Consider the following 20,508-nt stretch of genomic DNA (forward strand, 5'->3'; position numbering starts at 1 on the left):
CTGTAGAAGCACAGCCTTCGGAGGGCCACCTGCCTCATGCCTGCTGCTACCGACCTCGCCGATGCCTGGTTTGCCAAGCGCGGCTGGAAGGCCTTCGCTTTCCAACGGCGCGTATGGGCTGCCGTCGAACGGGGCGAGTCTGGTTTGCTGCATGCCAGTACCGGTGCCGGCAAGACCTATGCGGTCTGGCTCGCTGCACTACGTGCGTTCAAGCCCAGGCCCCAGGGCCGCCAGTTGGCCCCCATACAGGTGGTGTGGGTGACGCCCATGCGTGCCCTGGCCGCCGACACCGCACGTGCGTTGCAAGCGCCGCTTGATGAGCTCCAGCTGCCTTGGAGCGTAGGGGTGCGCAGCGGCGACACCAACAGTGCCGAGCGCGCCCGACAGGCCCGGCGGCTACCCAGTGTGCTGATCACCACCCCCGAAAGCCTGACCCTGCTGCTCACCCGGGCACAGGCACATGAGGATTTCGCCACGCTGCAACTGGTGGTAGTGGATGAATGGCACGAGCTGCTTGGCAACAAGCGCGGGGTACAACTGCAGCTGGCCTTGGCGCGCCTGCGGCATTGGCACCCAGGCCTACCGACCTGGGGCTTGTCGGCAACGCTCGGCAATCTGCAACACGCACGGGATGTCTTGCTGCCCCAGGGCGGCCTGCTGGTGCAAGGCCGGCAAGACAAGGCACTGCAAGTCGACACCCTGCTGCCAACAGCGATCGAGCGCTTCCCTTGGGCTGGACACATGGGCCTGAAGATGCTCGACCAGGTCTGTCACGAGATCGATGCCAGTGCCAGTAGCCTGGTGTTCACCAACACCCGCGCCCAGGCAGAAATCTGGTATCAGGCCCTGCTTGAGGCCCGCCCGGACTGGGCCGGGCTGATCGCCCTGCACCACGCCTCGCTGGCCCGCGATACCCGCGACTGGGTCGAGCGCAGCCTCAAGCAAGGCAGCCTGAAGGCCGTGATCTGCACGTCCAGCCTGGACCTGGGCGTGGACTTTCTGCCCGTGGAACGGGTGCTGCAAATCGGCTCGGCCAAGGGCATCGCCCGCCTGATGCAGCGGGCGGGTCGCTCAGGACACGCGCCTGGGCGGCGCTCCAGGGTCACCCTGGTGCCCACCCATAGCCTGGAACTGGTGGAAGCGGCGGCGGCCCGGCAGGCGCTGATAGCCGGCCACATCGAAGCCCGCTTTTCACCGCGCCTGTGCATGGACGTGCTGGTACAGCATCTGGTCAGCATGGCCTTGGGCAGCGGTTTTCGCCCGGAGCAACTGCTCGCCGAAGTGCGCAGCACCTGGGCCTTTCGCCAGTTGCGCGACAGCCAATGGCAATGGGCGCTGGACTTCGTCTGCCACGGCGGCAGCTCACTGACCGCCTACCCGGACTACCAGCGCGTCGAGCGCCAGGCCGACGGTGTTTACCGGGTTACCAGCGAACGCCTGGCGCGGCGCCACCGCATGGGCATCGGGACCATCGTCAGCGATGCCAACCTGCAACTGAAATACTGGAGCAAGGGCGGCGGCGGGAAAACGCTGGGCAGTGTTGAAGAAGCGTTCATCGCCCGCCTGCGCCCCGGCGATACGCTGGTATTTGCCGGGCGGGTACTGGAGCTGGTACGCGTGGAAAACATGACGGCCTATGTGCGTCGCAGCACGGCGCGAAAGGCTGCGGTAGCGCGCTGGAACGGCGGGCGTATGCCGCTCTCGAGCGAACTGGCCGAGGCGCTGGTCGAGCAGCTCGACGCTGCAGCCCATGAACGCTTTGACGGGCCGGAAATGCGCGCAGTACGCCCGCTGCTTGCGCTCCAGGCGCAGTGGTCAGCCTTACCCACCACGGGCACGCTGCTGGCCGAAACCTTCAAGTCACGCCAGGGCTGGCACCTGTTCCTGTATCCCTTTGCCGGGCGCATGGCCAACCTGGGCTTGGCCAATCTGATTGCCTGGCGGGTTAGCCGCGCACAACCGCTGTCGGTGTCGATTGCCGTCAACGATTACGGATTCGAACTCCTCAGCCCTGCCCAGGTGGACTGGGCCAGGCACTTGCCACAAGCGCTCGGCACCGGGGACCTGCTGGAAGATGTGCTGGCCAGCCTGAATGCCGGGGAAATGGCACTGCGGCGCTTTCGCGAAATTGCCCAGATTGCCGGGCTGGTGTTTGGTGGCTATCCCGCCGCGCAGAAGAGCACGCGGCAAATCCAGGCCTCCAGCGGGCTGTTCTATGAGGTGTTTCGCAAGCACGACGCGGGGAATTTGCTGCTTGGCCAGGCGCGGGATGAAGTATTGAGCGAAGAGCTGGAAATCGAACGGCTGCATCGGCAACTGCTAAAAATGGGTGAGTTGCAACTGGACCTGCGGGCGTTGAAGCGGCCAGGGCCACTGGCGTTTGCCTTGTTGGTGGAAGGCATGCGCGAGACATTGAGCACCGAGAAACTGACAGACCGCATTGCGCGGATGGTGGCGGAACTGGAACAAGCGGCGAACGCGGGATGAATTACCAACCCATCGAACACCGGGGGCAGGCGCTCTGGCTGCTTGCCGACAAAGCCATCTACTGGCCCGCCCGCCGCGCCTTGCTGGTGGCCGACGTGCACATCGGAAAGGCCGCCAGCTACCGCGCCCTGCATCAACCGGTGCCACGTGGAACGACTGAGGCGACACTCGCCAGGCTCGATCGCCTGCTGGCCGCACATGACTGTGAGCAACTGATCATCCTGGGCGACTTTCTGCATGCCCGCACGGCCCGTGCACCGGCAACGCTGGCCAAAGTGGATGATTGGCGCAAGCGGCACAAAGAACTGAAAATAGTGCTGATACGCGGCAATCATGACCGCAACGCCGGCGATCCACCCGCCTCACTCGATATTCAGGTCGTGGACGAGCCTTGGGTTCTGGAGCCCTTTGCCCTGCAGCACGAGCCGCAGCCCCACCACACACACCCGGTACTGGCGGGCCACGTACACCCCGTCTTCGTCCTGCGCGGCAAGGCCCGTCAGCGCTTGCGCCTGCCTTGCTTCGTGATCGATGAGCAAGTCAGCCTGCTACCTGCATTCGGTGAGTTCACCGGAGGGTGGGAAATCCCCCCCGCCAGCGCCAGCCGGCTGTACCTGGTTGGCGCTGACCGCGTCTGGCCGCTTTAGCGACGCTCAGGCGACAGGGGCGGGAGGCGGCTCGTCCGGCAAGGTCGGTTCACCCGGCTCCATGGGAGGCGTCTCACCGGGTTCCGGCGGTTGCGGGGTATCGGGGTCAGGTTGATGGGGCACGCCCCCCGCTTGCATGGGCAGCGGGTGCGCCAGCAGTGACCAGGGCAACAACCCTACGTGATTGGGCTGCAGGCCTGCCAGCTTGGCACTGATTGCGGGATGGAGTTTCATTGGCTGCTCCTGACGAAAGCCGATGTACATCATGCACACCGGCGTTACTTCGTTGGAGTGCCAAAGGCGCGGGTAATTCCCCGCGCTTGTCGGCTCAGGTACGCGGCAGCGTGACCCCGCGCTGGCCCTGGTATTTGCCGCCACGGTCCTTGTACGACACTTCGCACTCTTCGTCGGACTGCAAGAACAGCATCTGCGCCACGCCTTCGTTGGCGTAGATCTTCGCCGGCAGCGTGGTGGTGTTGGAGAACTCCAACGTCACGTGGCCTTCCCACTCGGGCTCGAGCGGCGTGACGTTGACGATGATGCCGCACCGGGCGTAGGTGCTCTTGCCCAGGCAAATGGTCAGCACGTCACGGGGAATGCGGAAATATTCGACAGTACGCGCCAGGGCGAAAGAGTTTGGCGGGATGATGCACACGTCGCTCTTGATATCGACGAAGCTGCCAGCATCGAAATTTTTCGGGTCGACGGTGGCCGAGTTGATGTTGGTGAACACCTTGAATTCGTCGGCGCAGCGTACGTCGTATCCATAGCTGGAGACGCCGAAGGAGATCACGCGGTTGTCCTGCTCGCCGCGCACCTGGCGCTCGACGAACGGCTCGATCATGCCGTGTTCCTGCGCCATGCGGCGAATCCACTTGTCCGATTTGATGCTCATGGCGGGGTGTCCTGAAGAGTTGCGAGGTGAAAATCGTGACGCGCATATTACCGGTCCCGGCGCCCAGGTTAAAGTTCCATCCCACATCCCGCGCCGGGTGGGGGCTGCAGCCGCCGCCGATCCGAATTTGCCTAAAGCGTCTTCTGACCATTGGCAGGTTGCGGAAAGTGGGGTAAGGTGTTGCCACTGTGCTGCACGTGACACCGAGAATCTCTAGTTTGATGCACGATCCTGATCGGCCCATCGCTGAATTTTCTGCTCTCTTTGCGCTCAGTCCCGGGCAGGGTTTTTCCTGACCGTTATCAAATTGTCCAAGGAGACAGAAAAATGTCCAACCGTCAATCCGGTGTTGTTAAGTGGTTCAACGATGAGAAAGGCTACGGCTTCATCACCCCTCAGTCGGGCGATGACCTGTTCGTGCACTTCAAAGCCATCCAAGCTGACGGCTTCAAAACCCTGAAAGAAGGCCAGGCTGTTACTTTCGTCGCTACCCGCGGCCAGAAAGGCATGCAGGCTGAAGAAGTTCAGATCGCCTAAGTCGATCTAGCTTCCTAGCTTTCAAAAAAACCCGCCTTATGGCGGGTTTTTTTATGCCTGTCTGAAGGCCATGCATTGCAAGTGTGTGGAGCCTTGTGTCGCGAAAGGGCCGCAAAGCGGCCCCAGCAATCTATGCATTATGCCGAGATCCTGGGGCCGCTGCGCGGCCCTTTCGCGACGCCAGGCCGCTCCCACAGGGATCGCGCCAGCTTTTAGAAATTGAGCAAGACAGTTGCCCCACAGGGAATGCGTCAGTCTTCGCTGATGGTAATGCTGGGCATTGCCGGCGCCGCAGCTTCCTGCAGCACGATCCGCGCGCCCACCTGGCGGGCCAGCTCCTGGTAAACCATGGCAATCTGGCTTTCCGGCTCGGCGATCGCCGTCGGCTTGCCGCTGTCGGCCTGCTCACGTATCAGCATCGACAACGGCAGCGACGCCAGCAGGTCGACGCCATACTGGCTGGCCAGCTTCTCGCCGCCACCTTCACCGAACAGGTGTTCGGCATGGCCGCAATTCGAGCAGATATGCACGGCCATGTTCTCTACCACACCCAGCACCGGAATGTTGACCTTGCGGAACATTTCCACGCCCTTCTTGGCATCCAGCAGCGCCAGGTCCTGTGGCGTGGTGACGATCACCGAGCCGACCACCGGCACCTTTTGTGCCAGGGTCAGCTGGATGTCACCGGTACCCGGCGGCATATCGATCACCAGGTAATCCAGGTCATCCCAGGCGGTCTGGGTGACCAGTTGCAGCAGCGCGCCAGACACCATCGGGCCACGCCATACCATCGGCGTGTTGTCGTCGGTGAGGAAGGCCATGGACATGACTTCCACGCCGTGGGCCTTGATCGGCACGAACCACTTCTGCTCACGAATCTGTGGACGGGTACCCTCGGCAATGCCGAACATCACCCCCTGACTGGGGCCGTAGATATCGGCATCGAGAATACCTACCCGCGCACCTTCACGGGCGAGGGCCAAGGCCAGGTTGGCAGCGGTGGTCGACTTGCCCACACCGCCCTTGCCCGAGGCCACGGCGATGATGTTCTTGACGTTGGCCATGGCTGGCACCTGGGCCTGGGCCTTGTGCGCGGCCACCACGCAATCGATCGAAACCTGGGCGCCAGTGACCCCCTCAAGGCTGCCAATGGCGGTCTGCAGCACCTGGGCCCAGCCGTTCTTGAACAGCCCTGCGGCATAACCCAACTGCAACTGCACGCTGACCTGCCCGCCCTGGATATCGATGGCGCGCACGCAGCCGGCGCTGACCGGGTCCTGGTTCAGGTAGGGGTCGGTGTACTGGCGAAGCACGCCTTCAACGGCGGCACGGGTGACGGCACTCATGGAGACTCCCATTGGCAAACTGAATGTAAAACAGCCGCCTATCCTAACCCGTCAATCGTCAGCAGATGCGCTTGCGGGGTGAAATATCTTCGCCAGCCCTTTATAGTGGCCGATCACCCTCATTTTTACCCCGTAGCCAGATAAGTAGCCGAGCCACCATGTCCGAGCCACGCCAGATTCTCGTCACCAGCGCCCTGCCCTATGCCAATGGATCGATCCATCTCGGCCATATGCTGGAGTACATCCAGACGGACATGTGGGTGCGCTTCCAGAAGCTGCGCGGCAACCAGTGCATCTATGTCTGCGCCGACGACGCCCACGGTTCGGCCATCATGCTGCGCGCCGAAAAGGAAGGCATCACCCCGGAACAGCTGATCGCCAACGTCCAGGCCGAGCACAGCAGCGATTTCGCCGACTTCCTGGTGGACTTCGACAATTTCCACTCCACCCACAGCGAAGAGAACCGCGAGCTGTCGAGCCTGATCTACTCGCGCCTGCGTGAAGCCGGGCACATCGCCACCCGTTCGGTGACCCAGTACTTCGACCCGGAAAAAGGCATGTTCCTTGCCGACCGCTTCATCAAGGGCACCTGCCCGAAGTGCGCGGCCGAAGACCAGTACGGCGACAACTGCGAAAAATGCGGCGCCACCTACGCACCCACCGAGCTGAAGAACCCCAAGTCAGCGATCTCCGGTGCCACCCCGGTACTGCGTGATTCCCAGCACTTCTTCTTCAAGCTGCCAGACTTCCAGGCCATGCTGCAGCAGTGGACCCGAAGCGGCACCCTGCAGGACGCGGTAGCCAACAAGCTGGCTGAATGGCTGGACTCCGGCCTGCAGGAGTGGGACATCTCCCGCGACGCGCCGTACTTCGGCTTCGAGATCCCGGGTGAGCCTGGCAAATACTTCTACGTATGGCTGGATGCGCCAATCGGCTACATGGCCAGCTTCAAGAACCTCTGCGCACGCCGCCCGGAGCTGGACTTCGACGCCTTCTGGAACGAAGGCTCCAAGGCCGAGCTGTACCACTTCATCGGCAAGGACATCGTCAACTTCCACGCCCTGTTCTGGCCTGCCATGCTCGAAGGCGCCGGCTTCCGCAAGCCGACCGCAGTCAACGTGCACGGCTACCTGACGGTCAACGGCGCCAAGATGTCCAAGTCGCGCGGCACCTTCATCAAGGCCCGCACCTACCTGGATCACCTGCAGCCGGAATACCTGCGTTACTACTATGCGGCCAAGCTGGGCCGTGGCGTCGACGACCTGGACCTGAACCTGGAAGACTTCGTGCAGAAGGTCAACTCCGACCTGGTCGGTAAGGTCGTCAACATTGCCAGCCGCTGCGCCGGTTTCATCCACAAGGGCAACGAAGGTGTGATGGTCAGCGGTGATGCCGCGCCTGAGCTGACCGAAGCCTTCCTGGCTGCCGCCCCCTCCATCGCCGAAGCCTATGAAGCCCGTGATTTTGGCCGCGCCATGCGCGAAATCATGGCACTGGCCGACCGCGCCAACGCCTGGATCGCCGACAAGGCACCGTGGTCACTGGCCAAGCAGGAAGGCAAGCAGGATGAAGTCCAGGCCATCTGCGCCCAAGGCATCAACCTGTTCCGCCAGCTGGTGATCTTCCTCAAACCGGTACTGCCGGTGCTGGCCGCTGACGCCGAGGCTTTCCTCAACGTGGCCCCGCTGACCTGGAACGACCACCTGACACGCCTGGAAAACCACGCGCTTAACCCGTTCAAGGCCTTGATGAGCCGTATCGAGCCGGCCAAGGTCGAAGCCATGGTCGCTGCCAGCAAGGAAGACCTGCTGGCTGCCGAAGCCAAGGCCCCGGCGGGCAATGGCGAGCTGGCCAAGGACCCGCTGTCGGCAGAGATCGAGTTCGATACCTTTAATGCCGTCGACCTGCGTGTGGCGCTGATCGTCAAGGCTGAAGCCGTGGCGGGTGCCGACAAGTTGCTGCAACTGACCCTGGACATTGGTGACGAGCGCCGCAACGTGTTCTCCGGCATCAAGTCAGCCTACCCAGACCCGTCCAAGCTGGAAGGCCGCCTGACCATGATGGTAGCCAACCTCAAACCCCGGAAGATGCGCTTTGGCGTGTCCGAAGGCATGGTCATGGCTGCCGGCCCTGGCGGTGAAGAAATCTACCTGCTGAGCCCGGACAGCGGCGCCAAGCCAGGCCAGCGCATCAAGTAACCGCCCTGCGGGCCATTGTGGGAGCGGCCTGCCCGCTCCCACAATTACGCAGGCCCCTTCATGCCAAACCCGGACAATCGGCCCGATTCCCGGCTATCGTCATCTCATGAATGACTACATCCTGGTCCTGATCAGCGCCGCACTGATCAATCACCTGTGCCTGCTCCGACAGCCACTCTCCGGGCTGCAACTGCAGGTGCACGGCCTGGCCTGCGCCCTGTGCATCGCCCTGGGCGTAATCGGCGCGCAGTTGCTGGTGCACGCGGTACTTGCCCCGTTGCACATCCACGATCTTGCCCTGTTTCTGCTATTGCCCTGGCTGGCTTTGCTCGCCTGGGGCCTGCCGTGGCTATTGGCCAAGTGGCGCCCGGCCTGGCCTGTAGTGGGGTTGCCAGCGTTGCTGTTGAGCAATGCAGCAGTGCTTGGGCTGGCCCTGCAACAGACAAGCGACGACGGCACCTGGCCAACCATGCTGCTCCAAGGCTTGCTGACCGGGGGCGGCTTCTGGCTGGCGCTGATGGTGTTCGCCGACCTGCGCCAGCGCAGCGCCCACGCGGATATTCCCGACGCGCTGCGCGGCCTGCCCATCGAATTGATTGGTGCCGGGGTGATGGCCATGGCGCTTTCCGGTTTCAACGGAATGTTTGGCCAATGAGCAGTCCCGATCCGCGCCTACGCACCAGCATGCGCCTGGTCTTGCTCGCCTGCACGCCTGGACTGCTGGCGCTGTTTTGGCTGCATGGCTGGGGCATGATGCTGAACCTGTTGCTGTGCGCCAGCGCCGCGCTGCTGTGCGAGGCATTGCTGCTGGCACTGCGCAGCCAATCACTTAGCCAGGCGCTAAACGACGGCAGCGCACTGGTGACCGCCGTGCTGCTGGCGGCCGCCCTGCCCACCTTGGCGCCATGGTGGCTGCCGGTCATCGCGGCAAGTGTCGCGATCGGTATCGGCAAGCAGGCCTACGGTGGGGTCGGGCGAAATCTGTTCAATCCGGCCATGGTGGGTTATGCCTTCGTGCTGCTCAGCTTCCCGTTGCAGATGAACCATTGGCCTGGGCAGGCCCCAGGCCTGCTCGACAGCGTGCAGCAGGTGTTCGCTGGGGGCGAACAGATCGATGCCTGGGCCCGTCCGACATTGCTCGACGGCTTGCGTCACAACCGTAGCCTGACCATCGACGAGCTGTTTGCCAGCCATCCAGGCTTTGGCAACATTGGCGGGGCAGGCAGCGAATGGGTCAACCTGGCATTCCTGCTTGGCGGCCTGTTCTTGCTGCAGCGCAAGGTGATCAGTTGGCATGCGCCGGCAGGTTTGCTGGCAGGGCTAGTGGTATTCAGCTTGTTGGGCTGGAACGGTTCGGGGTCGGACTCCAATGGCTCGCCTTTGCTGCACCTGTTTTCCGGCTCGACCATGCTGGCAGCCTTCTTCATTGCGACCGAGCCAGTGTCCGGCCCCAGAGACGACTGGGCCAAGCTGTGCTTCGGCGTGGGGACAGGGGTGCTCATCTACCTGATTCGTACATGGGGCAGCTACCCGGATGGCACCGCGTTCGCCGTCCTGCTGATGAACCTTTTGGCACCGACGCTCGATCGTATGGCTGTGCGGCGTCAGCAGGCAGCCCGATGAAGCGCGGGGTTCGGGATGTGGGCCTGCTGCTGCTGACTGGAGTATTGGCAGTGTCTGCCACCCTGGCCTGGCGGCAGTGGACCGGTCCGGCCATCGCAGGCGCTGAAAAGCAGCTGCAAAGCCGCCAGCGGCTGGCCGTGCTGCCCGACGGTAGCTATGACAACCAGCCGCTGGAAAGCCCGCTGCCAAGGCCCGCCGCACAGCGGCCCAACAGCCGTATCCTGGCGGCTTACCGTGCCACTTTGGCAGGTAAGCCAAGCGCCATTATCCTGATCACACAGACCCAGGGGTATGCCGGGCCGATCGTACTGAGCGTCGCCATCACCACGGACGGCCGGCTGATCGGCAGCCAGGTTGTCGAACAACAGGAAAGCCCCGGGCTGGGCGACCGCCTGGGAGATCCGCGATTGCACTGGCTGAGTCAGTTCAACAACCGCGATCAGGGCGATCACTGGGCACTGAAGCGGGACCAGGGTGACTTTGACCAATTGGCCGGCGCAACCGTGACCTCGCGAGCGGTGATCGCCGCATTGCAGGATGCGCTGAGCTATTTCGACGAGCAGCGTAGTGTATTGCTGGAGGGCACCACCCATGAATAGGTTCTGCCTGCTGGCCATGAGCCTGGCGCCACTGCTGGGTGCCACCCGAACGCTGGCTGAAGGCGCGGCCATCGGCCTGTGCGCAGTAGTGATGGGGTGCCTGCACCAACTGTTGCTGGCGCCACTGCGTAAACACATGGCCAGCTGGGCCTATGTACTGGCTAGCCTGCTGCTGCTGGCAGCCTTGGCCAGTTGCCTGCAGTTGGCCATGCGGGCCTGGCTGCTACCGCTGGCCATTGCCCTGGGCCACTATCCCGCATTGTTGTGCCTGCAATGCCTGGCCAGTGACCACCTGTTGCCTGACCAACACCGCTGGCGCCTGCTCGCAACGCACCTCGGCGCTGTCTTTGCCAGTTGCCTGCTGCTGGGCGCCAGCCGCCAATGGCTGGCTGACCATGCCGAGCTGCACCTGGCCAGCCTCGCCCCCGGTGCGCTACTGCTGCTGGGACTGCTGTTGGCCTTGTACAATCGCCTGCTTCCGGGCCCTGCCCACCCACATCGTCAAGGAAAGCCCTGATTTCATGAATGCCGCCAAACGCCTGGAGATTTTTCGCAGGCTGCACGAAGACAACCCCGACCCCAAGACCGAACTGGCCTACACGACCCCGTTTGAACTGCTGGTCGCCGTGACACTGTCCGCGCAATCCACCGACGTCGGCGTCAACAAGGCCACTGCCCGCCTGTTCCCCGTCGCCAACACCCCCGAGGCCATCTATGCCCTGGGCGTTGAAGGCCTCAGCGAATACATCAAGACCATCGGGCTTTACAACAGCAAGGCCAAGAATGTCATAGAAGCGTGCCGGCTGCTGATCGAGCGCCACGACAGCCAGGTACCGCAAACCCGCGAAGCGTTGGAGGCGCTACCCGGCGTCGGACGCAAAACCGCCAATGTGGTGCTTAACACGGCGTTTCGCCAACCGGCCATGGCCGTGGATACTCATATTTTCCGGGTGAGTAACCGCACGGGCATCGCGCCAGGCAAAACGGTGCTGGAAGTGGAAAAGAAATTGGTCAAGTTTGTACCCAAGGACTATCTGCTCGACGCCCACCACTGGCTGATCCTGCACGGGCGCTACGTATGCCAGGCGCGCAAGCCAAGGTGCGGCAGCTGCAGGATCGAAGATTTGTGCGAGTACAAGCACAAAACCTCCGACGATTGAGCCGATTGCCAAAAACCACTCACGTCGATTGAAAAAATCTTTTTTACCAGCGTCTGCTTTCTGGTTATAAGGACGGCCAATGGCCCCTTGGCTTGGAGCGACTCATGAGTACCGATAAAGACGACCTGTCGATCGATGATGATTTTGTTGCCGCAGACGATGACGCGGAGCCACAGGTTGAAACAGCAAAAACCAACCTGAGCAAACGCCGCACCATCGACAACATGCTGGAAGAACGGCGCCTGCAAAAGCAGTTGGCCGATTTCGATTACGACCTGTAGTGCGGGTCCCGTAGTCAAGGACCGATAGCCCTGGCAAAGCCTCCTGGCTGGAGGCTTCAAGGCTTGGCGATCAGTTCAGACCTTGCCGTTGCGCCAGCTCGATCAGGTCAACCAATGACCGTGCATTGAGCTTGAGCAGCAGCCGTGACTTGTAGGTACTGACCGTCTTGTTACTGAGGTACATGCTGTCGGCAATCTCCTTGTTCGAACGCCCTCGCGCCAGTTGTTGCAGCACCGTCATTTCTCGCGCAGACAGGCGATTCACCATATCCGTCTCGCTGCCCGCCCCCCTGCCACGTGACGCATGCAAGGCCTGGTTGGGGAAGTAGCTGTAACCCGACAACACAGCCTTGATAGCGCTGAGCAGTTCGGTAAGCTCCTGCTGCTTGCACACGTAACCCGCCGCCCCTGCCTGCATGCAGCGCATCGAAAAGTTGCCGGGGGCCTGCGACGTCAGCACCAGTACCTTGCTACCCGGGCTGAATGTCGCCATGCGGGCGATCACCTCCAGGCCATCCAGCTTCGGGATACCGATATCCAGCACCACAATATCCGGCAGGTGTTGCCGCGTCAGCTGCAGCGCAGCTACCCCATTGTCAGTCTCCGCCACAACGTCATACCCATGCCGCTCCATCAGCATGCGTACGGCCAGGCGTATGACCGGATGATCATCCACGATAAGCACTTTATTCATGCGATATCCATACATTGTTGTTGCTTTGGCACGCCACGATAACCGACAGGACGCTTGCTGGCGCGGCGATTTACCAGCGAAAGCGATGGACAGAAAAAGCCTACAGAACTTACAGAAACTTCCTACACATAATGACTATGGTTGTAACAAACAAATTACTTATTACCGAAAGAAACGGTACCACCCGCAGACATAAACGTACCAGTTGAATACTGATCTTCAACAGAGGAAAACTTCCGATTCAAACACGTTGAAAAAGCCATACAACGAGGCTCTCTGACGATCATTCCTCCCCCGGGAAACAATCCAGCCTTTAGTTGAGTACAGCAGTAAGGTAAAGATGGACAAAACCGCTGGAGACGGCCCATATGACCCAAGCACAACCTGTCGCCCCGCTGACGATCATTGCCATCTTCGCGGGGATCATCGAAGCCTCCGCCCTTGCCACACTGCCATTTCTCGGCGAGTCCAGCCAAAAGCTCTACACCTGGTTCCTGGTAGGCTTTCCATTCTTTCTGACGGCACTGTTCTTTCTGACGCTCAACTTCAATTACAAGTCGTTCTACAACCCGCAACCCGACAGCACAGCACAGCCCAACACGCCAGCACTGAACAGTGTGGCCACACCCGCGATTTCCAATGATGCCCGTGAGGCGGTACAGGGCGAGCCTGTCACGTTCATGTTCTCCGGCCCCGACGCCTATCGCATGATGGAGCAGCAACTCTTGCACGCACTTGCCCAACCGCCCGAGCCAACCCGAGTCTGGCGCTTTTGCAATCTGGAGAGACGTCAATGTGCGCAGCTTTCGATCAGCGCACTTGAGGGCGATGATGTGAGCCATCGAAGTTGAACGACCCGCCTTTGCGCGGGCATAAAAAAACCCCGGACTGAGCCGGGGTTTTCGCACACACCAGCAATCAGAGCAGCGAACGGCCCTTGTTGGCGGCAATGCGCATACGCAGAGCATTGAGCTTGATGAAGCCAGCAGCATCTGCCTGGTTGTAGGCACCACCATCTTCTTCAAAGGTGGCGATGTTGGCATCGAACAGCGAATCGTCCGACTTGCGGCCAACCACGGTCACATTGCCCTTGTACAGTTTCAGGCGCACCACACCATTCACGTTGACCTGCGAAGCATCGATCATCTGCTGCAGCATCAGACGCTCCGGGCTCCACCAGTAGCCGGTGTAGATCAGGCTGGCATACTTTGGCATCAGCTCATCTTTCAGGTGAGCGACTTCGCGGTCCAGGGTGATCGACTCGATGGCACGGTGTGCCTTGAGCATGATGGTACCGCCAGGCGTTTCGTAGCAACCGCGCGACTTCATGCCGACGTAACGGTTTTCGACGATGTCCAGACGGCCGATGCCGTTGGCACCACCGATACGGTTCAGGTCTGCCAGGACGGTGGCCGGGGATTTCTCGACGCCGTCGATGGCAACGATGTCACCATTGCGGTAGGTCAGCTCGATGTAGGTAGCCTGGTCCGGGGCGTTCTCAGGCGAGACACTCCAGCGCCACATGTCTTCTTCGTGCTCGGTCCAGGTATCTTCCAGGACACCGCCCTCGTAGGAGATGTGCAGCAGGTTGGCGTCCATCGAGTACGGCGACTTCTTCTTGCCGTGGCGCTCGATCGGGATGCCGTGCTTCTCGGCGTAGTCCATCAGCTTTTCGCGGGACAGCAGGTCCCACTCACGCCATGGGGCGATGACCTTGACGCCTGGCTTCAGGGCATAGGCACCCAGCTCGAAGCGCACCTGGTCGTTACCCTTACCGGTGGCGCCATGGGAAATGGCGTCAGCGCCGGTTTCGTTGGCGATTTCGATCAGACGCTTGGCGATCAGCGGACGGGCGATGGAAGTACCCAGCAGGTACTCGCCTTCGTAGACGGTGTTGGCGCGGAACATCGGGAACACGAAATCACGCACGAATTCTTCGCGCAGGTCGTCGATGTAGATCTCTTTAACGCCCATTGCCTGGGCCTTGGCACGGGCCGGTTCGACCTCTTCGCCCTGCCCCAGGTCAGCGGTGAAGGTCACCACTTCGCAGTTGTAGGTATCCTGCAGCCACTTGAGAATCACCGAAGTATCAAGGCCGCCGGAATACGCCAGTACGACCTTTTTTACGTCCGCCATGCCATCACTCCACGGGGTTGTACGGAAAGGGACCGATTCTACCGGCGTTGCGGATAAATTTACAGTGGGGCGACAGCTTCTGACGACAAAGCGACAGGAACTTTCGTAGGGGCGACGGGCGGTCGGTTGCGGGATGTGGCATGAGGACCATGGAGGGGCGTCGAGCCGCAGCGTGCATGCCTTGAGGAGTTCAGCGCCTGTGAGATCGAGCGCCGCCAGGTGTCCGCCCCGACACATCCTGCGCCTGTGAGACCGAGCGCCGCCAGGTGTCCGCCTCGACACATTCTGCGCCTGTGAGACCGAGCGCCGCCAGGTGTCCGCCTCGACACATTCTGCGCCTGCGAGATCGAGCGCCGCCAGGTGTCCGCCTCGACACATTCTGCGCCTGTGAGACCGAGCGCCGCCAGGTGTCCGCCTCGACACATTCTGCGCCTGTGAGACCGAGCGCCGCCAGGTGTCCGCCTCGACACATTCTGCGCCTGCGAGATCGAGCGCCGCCCGCGCGGCGCTTCGCGGGTAAACCCGCTCCTACGTTTGTTTCGGGCCAGTCCATCCTGTACCAGGCGCGCGCGACCGCCTTGTTGGTACGACGCGATATCGAGATAGGCACCAAGGCGTTCGCGCGCGAATCCCACAGGCATAATTGGCCCGAAACAAACGTAGGAGCGGGTTTACCCGCGAAGCGCCGCGCGGGCGGCGCTCGGTCTCACAGGCGCAGAATGTGTCGAGGCGGACACCTGGCGGCGCTCGATCTCACAGGCGCTGAAAATGTTGTGACGAACCCCTGGCGGCCTTGATGCGAGCCCATGACATGCACCGACCAGATCTCAGGGCACCTTCGCCCCTGGGACGCCCGAGGCAGGTGCAGCAACCGGACCCGCTGGAACAGGCCCTGATACCGGTGCAACAGCCGGCGCCGCTTGCTCAACCGGCTTTTCCACCGGTTTCTCAACCACCGCCACCCGATCCAGCTCGATATTCACCCGCCGATTACGCGCCCGATTCGACGCACTGTTGTTCTTCGCGAGCGGATAACGTTCGCCATGGAAGCGCACAGTGATCTGCTCGTCCGGCACACCATTAGCCTTGAAATAATCGGCAACGGCCAATGCGCGGCGGCGTGACAGGTCGCGGTTGGCCAGGCGGTTGCCACTGTTGTCGGAATGCCCATTGAGCTCGACATGATTCACCGTCGGGTCGGCTTTCATGTAATCGAGGATCACGTCCAGCCGCGCCTTGGCTGCTGCATCCAGCTCGATACCGCCCCCGGGGAAACCCACCTGGGTCTGGCGCACCTGGTCGTAGTTCATCGGCAACAGCTTGCCAGCACAGACCTGATAGTCATTGTAGGCTTTGGCGAAGCTGACCGGCAGCACACGCACCTCCATCGGCCTGCCCGCCTCACCGGTGTAGTTGCGCACGACGGTGCTACGCCCGTCGAGCAAGCCGTTGATCAGCCGGCTGGCCTGCCCTTGGGAGGAGCTGAACAGCACGCCACTGCGGGCCATACGCACATTGCCCAGGTTGATATCGCCACGCCCAGGTTGCCACGGCGCTGCCGCAGCCAGCAGGCTGGCGGTGCCGGCACCCAGTGCGTTGCTGTCCGACCGCAGCTGGAACACCGGCTGCTCGCCTGCCCGACGCACGAACGTACCGCTGCCGAAACCTTCGATCGGCTGGCTCAGACGGCACTCGAACTGGTCACCCTCGACCTTCCAGGCAATGTTCTCCATGCGCGTCTGGAAAGTCAGTGCGCCGGCCGGCAGGCTGGCGAACAGGGTCAACAGGGCTAGGTAACGCTGGCGCACGGGCGGCTCCACAAATTCTGACGGCTTACCTGCAGGCTATCGGACGCTGTCCGGAAAACTTGATAGCCGTGCTCGCCCCGGGGTTTTCCGGTAGGATTGGGGCTTGAGTTCGACCCGCCTGGAATCCCCAATGTCCGATCGCCTGACCCTCCTGCGCCCCGACGACTGGCACATCCATCTGCGCGATGGTGCCGTCCTGCCCCACACCGTTGGCGACGTGGCGCGTACCTTCGCCCGTGCCATCATCATGCCCAACCTGGTTCCGCCGGTGCGTAATGCCACCGAGGCCGGCGCCTACCGTGAGCGCATTCTGGCTGCCCGCCCGGCCGGCAGCCGCTTCGAGCCGCTGATGGTGCTGTACCTCACCGACAACATCAGCCCCGAGGACATCCGCGCGGCCAAGGCCAGCGGTTTCGTGTACGCCGCCAAGTTGTACCCGGCCGGCGCCACCACCAACTCCGATTCCGGCGTGACCAGCATCGACAACATCTTCCCGGCCATAGAGGCAATGGCGGAAGTGGGCATGCCGCTGCTGGTGCATGGCGAAGTGACCCGCAGCGAGATCGACGTGTTCGACCGCGAGAAGCGCTTCATCGACGAGCACATGCGCCGTGTGGTCGAGCGCTTCCCGACGCTGAAAGTGGTGTTCGAACACATCACCACCAGCGATGCCGCGCAGTTCGTCACCGAGGCCCCGGCCAACGTGGGTGCGACCATCACCGCCCAGCACCTGCTGTACAACCGCAACCACATGCTGGTCGGCGGCATTCGCCCGCACTTCTACTGCCTGCCGATCCTCAAGCGCAACACCCACCAGGTGGCCTTGCTGGACGCAGCCACCAGCGGCAATCCGAAGTTCTTCCTCGGCACCGACTCGGCACCTCATGCCCGTCACGCCAAGGAAGCAGCCTGCGGTTGCGCGGGTTGCTACACCGCCTATGCGGCCATCGAGATGTACGCCGAAGCGTTCGAGCAGCGTAACGCGCTGGACAAGCTGGAAGGCTTCGCCAGCCTGCACGGCCCGGCCTTCTATGGCCTGCCGGCGAACACCGACACCATTACCCTGGTCCGCGAAGAATGGACCGCTCCGGAAAGCCTGCCATTTGGCGAGCAAACCGTAGTCCCGCTGCGCGCTGGCGAAAAACTGCGCTGGCGCCTGCTGGAGAAAAGCGCGTGAGCGAAGACCTTTACGAAGACGACCTGGACACCCAAGGCAGCAGCGGTCCTCGCCATCCGATGGCCGAGCGCTTCCGCGGCTATCTGCCGGTCGTGGTGGATGTTGAAACCGGTGGTTTCAACAGCGCTACCGATGCATTGCTGGAAATTGCCGCCGTCACCATCGGCATGGACGAGAAAGGCTTCCTGTTCCCCGAACATACCTACTTCCACCGCGTGGAGCCGTTCGAGGGCGCCAACATCGAGCCGGCCGCACTTGAGTTCACCGGGATCAAGCTGGACCACCCGCTGCGCATGGCGGTCAGCGAGGAAAGCGCGATGACCGACATCTTCCGCGGCGTGCGCAAGGCACTCAAGGCCAACGGCTGCAAGCGGGCGATTCTGGTCGGCCACAACAGCAGCTTCGACCTGGGTTTCCTCAATGCAGCAGTGGCGCGCAATGACCTGAAGCGCAACCCGTTCCACCCGTTCTCCAGCTTCGACACCGCCACCCTGGCGGGCCTGGCGTATGGCCAGACCGTGCTGGCACGAGCCTGCCAGAGCGCTGACATCGATTTCGACGGGCGTGAGGCGCACTCGGCACGTTATGACACCGAGAAAACGGCTGAGCTGTTCTGCGGCATCGTCAACCGCTGGAAAGAAATGGGCGGCTGGCGCGATTTCAACGATTGATCTGCCAAAAGCATTCGCGAGCGCGTCCGTAAGAGACCTGCACAGTGAGGCATAAAAAAACCGGCCACGAAGGCCGGTTTTTTCATGCACGCAGCAATTACAGCTTGCCAGCGTTCTCGCTCAGGTAGGCAGCAACGCCTTCAGGCGAAGCGTTCATGCCCTTGTCGCCTTTTTTCCAGTTGGCAGGGCACACTTCGCCGTGCTCTTCGTGGAACTGCAGAGCGTCGACCAGACGCAGCAGCTCGTCCATGTTACGGCCCAGTGGCAGGTCGTTGACGATCTGCGAACGGACAACACCGTTGGTATCGATCAGGAAGGCACCACGGAAGGCCACGCCGCCTTCGGACTCGACGTCGTAGGCTTTGCAGATTTCGTGGGTCATGTCGGCAGCCAGGGTGTACTTCACCTGACCGATGCCGCCGTTGTTGACCGGGGTGTTACGCCAGGCGTTGTGGGTGAAGTGCGAGTCGATCGACACGCCGATCACTTCCACGTTGCGCGCCTGGAAGTCAGGGATGCGGTTGTCCAGGGCGATCAGCTCGGACGGGCAGACGAAGGTGAAGTCCAGCGGGTAGAAGAACACCAGGCCGTACTTGCCCTTGATGGCCGAGGCCAGGTTGAAGCTATCGACGATCTCGCCATTGCCCAGCACGGCCGGAACGGTGAAATCGGGGGCTTTCTTACCAACGAGTACGCTCATTGTAATCTCCTGATGAGGGTGAAAAACCGTTTGCCGGGCCAGACGGGCTTGCCCGACATCCAACAAAGGCCGACCATCATACACGGCTTCTCATGACAGGCCGACTCCGTCGACAAAGCGACCACCGGTCGCTCAAGCACAGCACCCTCAGAAAGATCTTTGACAAGCATTCTCATTAACATTAAGCTCCAACCCATCGACCCAACCAGCGATGGTCAGCCCTTATGTATGTGTGTCTTTGTGTCGGCGTTACCGACGGACAGATCCGCGATGCGATCTATGAAGGATGCTGCAGTTACAAGGAAGTGCGAGCCGCCACCAATGTCGCCAGCCAGTGTGGGAAATGCGCCTGCGTGGCCAAGCAGGTGGTCCGCGAGACCCTGACCGAGCTTCAGGTCAGCCAGGCGGCCTTGCCCTACCCCGTCGAATTTACCGCTGCCTGAACGCAGAATTTCAAGAACCGGACCTGGTGTCCGGTTTTTTTATGCCCGCAATTCAACAAGTTAGCGTTGCAACGCGGTTCACAAACATTCTTATTCCTATTAATTTTCACTTAGTATTCAAGAACTTAGGTTTGACACACCTAAGTATCGGGCTCAAACTTCAGTGGATTGACACACTTCTACAGGGCAGGAACCCGACATGAAAGGCGACGTAAGCGTCATCCAGCATCTCAACAAGATCCTCGGAAACGAGCTGGTCGCGATCAACCAGTACTTCCTGCACGCACGCATGTACGAAGATTGGGGGCTGAACAAACTCGGCAAGCACGAGTACAAAGAATCCATCGATGAAATGAAGCACGCTGACAAACTGATCAAGCGTATTTTGTTCCTCGAAGGTATTCCTAACGTTCAGGACCTGGGCAAACTGCTGATCGGCGAGCACACCAAGGAAATGCTCGAGTGTGACCTGAAGATTGAACAGCAAGGCCTGGTCGACCTGAAGGCCGCCATCGCCCATTGTGAAACCGCTGGCGACTTCGGCTCGCGTGACGTGCTCGAAGATATCCTCGAGTCCGAGGAAGAACACATCGACTGGTTGGAAACCCAACTGGGGCTGATCGACAAGATCGGTATCGAGAACTACCTGCAGTCGCAGATGGGCGAAGAGTAACTATTCGCCCCATAAAAAAACCCGCTGATCGCGGGTTTTTTTATGTTTGCCGGAAGATCAGGCTTCAGAAGCCTTGGCCTTGGCAGCCGCTTCCTTGATCAGGGTTTGCAGCTCACCCTTCTCGAACATTTCCAGCATGATGTCGCTGCCGCCAACCAGCTCACCGGCTACCCACAGTTGCGGGAAGGTCGGCCAGTTGGCGTATTTTGGCAGGTTGGCGCGAATTTCCGGGTTCTGCAGGATGTCGACGTAGGCGAACTTTTCGCCACAACCCATCACGGCCTGCGATGCACGCGCAGAGAAGCCGCACTGCGGGGCATTCGGCGAGCCTTTCATGTAAAGCAGAATGGTGTTGTTGGCAATCTGCTCTTTGATCGTTTCGATGATATCCATGTAGCACCTCGGCTGAACTATCCGACACAGTCGTCGGCAC

At 61.3% G+C, this 20,508-nt stretch carries 23 protein-coding genes; 15 read left to right on the top strand and 8 right to left on the bottom strand.

What is annotated here, in order from left to right:
- The first annotated feature begins 36 nt into the window (after nt 1-36).
- Together ACK59Z_RS11965 and pdeM are read left to right on the top strand one after the other, a co-directional pair.
- The gene (locus ACK59Z_RS11965; protein WP_108191757.1) at nt 37-2,487 is read left to right on the top strand and encodes a ligase-associated DNA damage response DEXH box helicase; all 2,451 of its coding nucleotides are present in this window, start codon (nt 37-39) and stop codon (nt 2,485-2,487) included.
- Nucleotides 2,484-3,134, top strand: coding sequence for a ligase-associated DNA damage response endonuclease PdeM (gene pdeM, locus ACK59Z_RS11970; RefSeq protein ID WP_108191758.1), 651 nt, complete (start codon nt 2,484-2,486; stop codon nt 3,132-3,134). The genes ACK59Z_RS11965 and pdeM overlap by 4 nt, the downstream gene beginning before the upstream one ends.
- A gap of 6 nt (nt 3,135-3,140) precedes the next feature.
- Here pdeM and ACK59Z_RS11975 read toward each other — a convergent pair whose 3' ends face one another.
- Complete coding sequence (locus ACK59Z_RS11975) at nt 3,141-3,368, bottom strand: hypothetical protein (protein WP_003254918.1); 228 nt, start codon at nt 3,366-3,368, stop codon at nt 3,141-3,143.
- A 94-nt stretch (nt 3,369-3,462) separates the two neighbouring features.
- Entirely contained in the window at nt 3,463-4,029 is a 567-nt protein-coding gene (dcd, locus tag ACK59Z_RS11980; RefSeq protein ID WP_003254920.1) for a dCTP deaminase, read from the bottom strand.
- 327 nt (nt 4,030-4,356) lie between these two features.
- Between dcd and ACK59Z_RS11985 the strand changes: the two genes are divergently transcribed.
- On the top strand, nt 4,357-4,566 hold the full coding sequence (locus ACK59Z_RS11985) for a cold-shock protein (RefSeq protein ID WP_003254922.1): 210 nt from the start codon (nt 4,357-4,359) through the stop codon (nt 4,564-4,566).
- Nucleotides 4,567-4,817: 251 nt separating this feature from the next.
- Here the strand turns inward: ACK59Z_RS11985 and apbC are convergent, their stop codons facing one another.
- Nucleotides 4,818-5,912 (bottom strand): iron-sulfur cluster carrier protein ApbC, encoded by a 1,095-nt coding sequence (gene apbC / locus ACK59Z_RS11990; RefSeq protein ID WP_003254924.1) that lies wholly within the window; start codon nt 5,910-5,912, stop codon nt 4,818-4,820.
- 158 nt (nt 5,913-6,070) lie between these two features.
- On the opposite strand from apbC, the gene metG reads away from it, so the two are divergent.
- The 7 genes from metG (at nt 6,071) to ACK59Z_RS12025 (ending at nt 11,773) form a co-directional block, all read left to right on the top strand.
- Nucleotides 6,071-8,110 (top strand): methionine--tRNA ligase, encoded by a 2,040-nt coding sequence (gene metG / locus ACK59Z_RS11995; protein WP_070095980.1) that lies wholly within the window; start codon nt 6,071-6,073, stop codon nt 8,108-8,110.
- Nucleotides 8,111-8,216: 106 nt separating this feature from the next.
- Nucleotides 8,217-8,765 carry an Rnf-Nqr domain containing protein gene (locus tag ACK59Z_RS12000; protein ID WP_108191759.1) on the top strand — a complete coding sequence of 183 codons (549 nt, stop codon included), beginning with the start codon at nt 8,217-8,219 and terminating at the stop codon, nt 8,763-8,765.
- On the top strand, nt 8,762-9,733 hold the full coding sequence (locus tag ACK59Z_RS12005; RefSeq protein ID WP_108191760.1) for an RnfABCDGE type electron transport complex subunit D: 972 nt from the start codon (nt 8,762-8,764) through the stop codon (nt 9,731-9,733). Before ACK59Z_RS12000 ends, ACK59Z_RS12005 begins: the two co-directional genes overlap by 4 nt.
- Complete coding sequence (locus ACK59Z_RS12010; protein ID WP_003254931.1) at nt 9,730-10,332, top strand: RnfABCDGE type electron transport complex subunit G; 603 nt, start codon at nt 9,730-9,732, stop codon at nt 10,330-10,332. Before ACK59Z_RS12005 ends, ACK59Z_RS12010 begins: the two co-directional genes overlap by 4 nt.
- On the top strand, nt 10,325-10,849 hold the full coding sequence (locus ACK59Z_RS12015) for an Rnf-Nqr domain containing protein (protein ID WP_003254934.1): 525 nt from the start codon (nt 10,325-10,327) through the stop codon (nt 10,847-10,849). The genes ACK59Z_RS12010 and ACK59Z_RS12015 overlap by 8 nt, the downstream gene beginning before the upstream one ends.
- Nucleotides 10,850-10,853: 4 nt before the next feature.
- A complete protein-coding gene (nth, locus tag ACK59Z_RS12020; RefSeq protein ID WP_003254935.1) occupies nt 10,854-11,492 on the top strand; it encodes an endonuclease III in 639 nt (212 codons plus the stop codon).
- 104 nt (nt 11,493-11,596) lie between these two features.
- Nucleotides 11,597-11,773, top strand: coding sequence for a PA3496 family putative envelope integrity protein (locus tag ACK59Z_RS12025; RefSeq protein ID WP_003254937.1), 177 nt, complete (start codon nt 11,597-11,599; stop codon nt 11,771-11,773).
- Between the two features lie 70 nt (nt 11,774-11,843).
- Here the strand turns inward: ACK59Z_RS12025 and ACK59Z_RS12030 are convergent, their stop codons facing one another.
- A complete protein-coding gene (locus tag ACK59Z_RS12030; RefSeq protein ID WP_003254939.1) occupies nt 11,844-12,467 on the bottom strand; it encodes a response regulator transcription factor in 624 nt (207 codons plus the stop codon).
- Nucleotides 12,468-12,835: 368 nt separating this feature from the next.
- Here ACK59Z_RS12030 and ACK59Z_RS12035 point away from each other — a divergent pair, with 368 nt between their 5' ends.
- A complete protein-coding gene (locus ACK59Z_RS12035; protein ID WP_019750604.1) occupies nt 12,836-13,318 on the top strand; it encodes a hypothetical protein in 483 nt (160 codons plus the stop codon).
- A gap of 67 nt (nt 13,319-13,385) precedes the next feature.
- Here ACK59Z_RS12035 and ACK59Z_RS12040 read toward each other — a convergent pair whose 3' ends face one another.
- Nucleotides 13,386-14,603 (bottom strand): argininosuccinate synthase, encoded by a 1,218-nt coding sequence (locus tag ACK59Z_RS12040; RefSeq protein ID WP_003254941.1) that lies wholly within the window; start codon nt 14,601-14,603, stop codon nt 13,386-13,388.
- Nucleotides 14,604-15,430: 827 nt separating this feature from the next.
- Nucleotides 15,431-16,411 (bottom strand): flagellar protein MotY, encoded by a 981-nt coding sequence (locus tag ACK59Z_RS12045; protein ID WP_409293075.1) that lies wholly within the window; start codon nt 16,409-16,411, stop codon nt 15,431-15,433.
- Nucleotides 16,412-16,541: 130 nt separating this feature from the next.
- Here ACK59Z_RS12045 and pyrC point away from each other — a divergent pair, with 130 nt between their 5' ends.
- Both pyrC and rnt read left to right on the top strand, forming a co-directional pair.
- Nucleotides 16,542-17,588, top strand: coding sequence for a dihydroorotase (gene pyrC / locus ACK59Z_RS12050; protein WP_108191762.1), 1,047 nt, complete (start codon nt 16,542-16,544; stop codon nt 17,586-17,588).
- 59 nt (nt 17,589-17,647) lie between these two features.
- Nucleotides 17,648-18,259, top strand: coding sequence for a ribonuclease T (gene rnt, locus ACK59Z_RS12055; protein WP_010952252.1), 612 nt, complete (start codon nt 17,648-17,650; stop codon nt 18,257-18,259).
- Between the two features lie 97 nt (nt 18,260-18,356).
- Here the strand turns inward: rnt and ACK59Z_RS12060 are convergent, their stop codons facing one another.
- Nucleotides 18,357-18,959 carry a peroxiredoxin gene (locus ACK59Z_RS12060; RefSeq protein ID WP_003254945.1) on the bottom strand — a complete coding sequence of 201 codons (603 nt, stop codon included), beginning with the start codon at nt 18,957-18,959 and terminating at the stop codon, nt 18,357-18,359.
- Nucleotides 18,960-19,183: 224 nt separating this feature from the next.
- Here ACK59Z_RS12060 and ACK59Z_RS12065 point away from each other — a divergent pair, with 224 nt between their 5' ends.
- On the top strand, nt 19,184-19,402 hold the full coding sequence (locus ACK59Z_RS12065; protein WP_003254947.1) for a bacterioferritin-associated ferredoxin: 219 nt from the start codon (nt 19,184-19,186) through the stop codon (nt 19,400-19,402).
- A gap of 199 nt (nt 19,403-19,601) precedes the next feature.
- Nucleotides 19,602-20,075 (top strand): bacterioferritin, encoded by a 474-nt coding sequence (gene bfr, locus ACK59Z_RS12070; protein ID WP_003254948.1) that lies wholly within the window; start codon nt 19,602-19,604, stop codon nt 20,073-20,075.
- Between the two features lie 57 nt (nt 20,076-20,132).
- Here bfr and grxD read toward each other — a convergent pair whose 3' ends face one another.
- Nucleotides 20,133-20,468: a Grx4 family monothiol glutaredoxin gene (gene grxD / locus ACK59Z_RS12075; RefSeq protein ID WP_003254949.1), complete on the bottom strand. Its 336-nt coding sequence runs from the start codon at nt 20,466-20,468 to the stop codon at nt 20,133-20,135.
- Between the last annotated feature and the right edge of the window lie 40 nt (nt 20,469-20,508).

This window comes from Pseudomonas sp. KCJK9058, assembly GCF_046230975.1.
Taxonomy (GTDB): Bacteria; Pseudomonadota; Gammaproteobacteria; order Pseudomonadales; family Pseudomonadaceae; genus Aquipseudomonas; species Aquipseudomonas alloputida.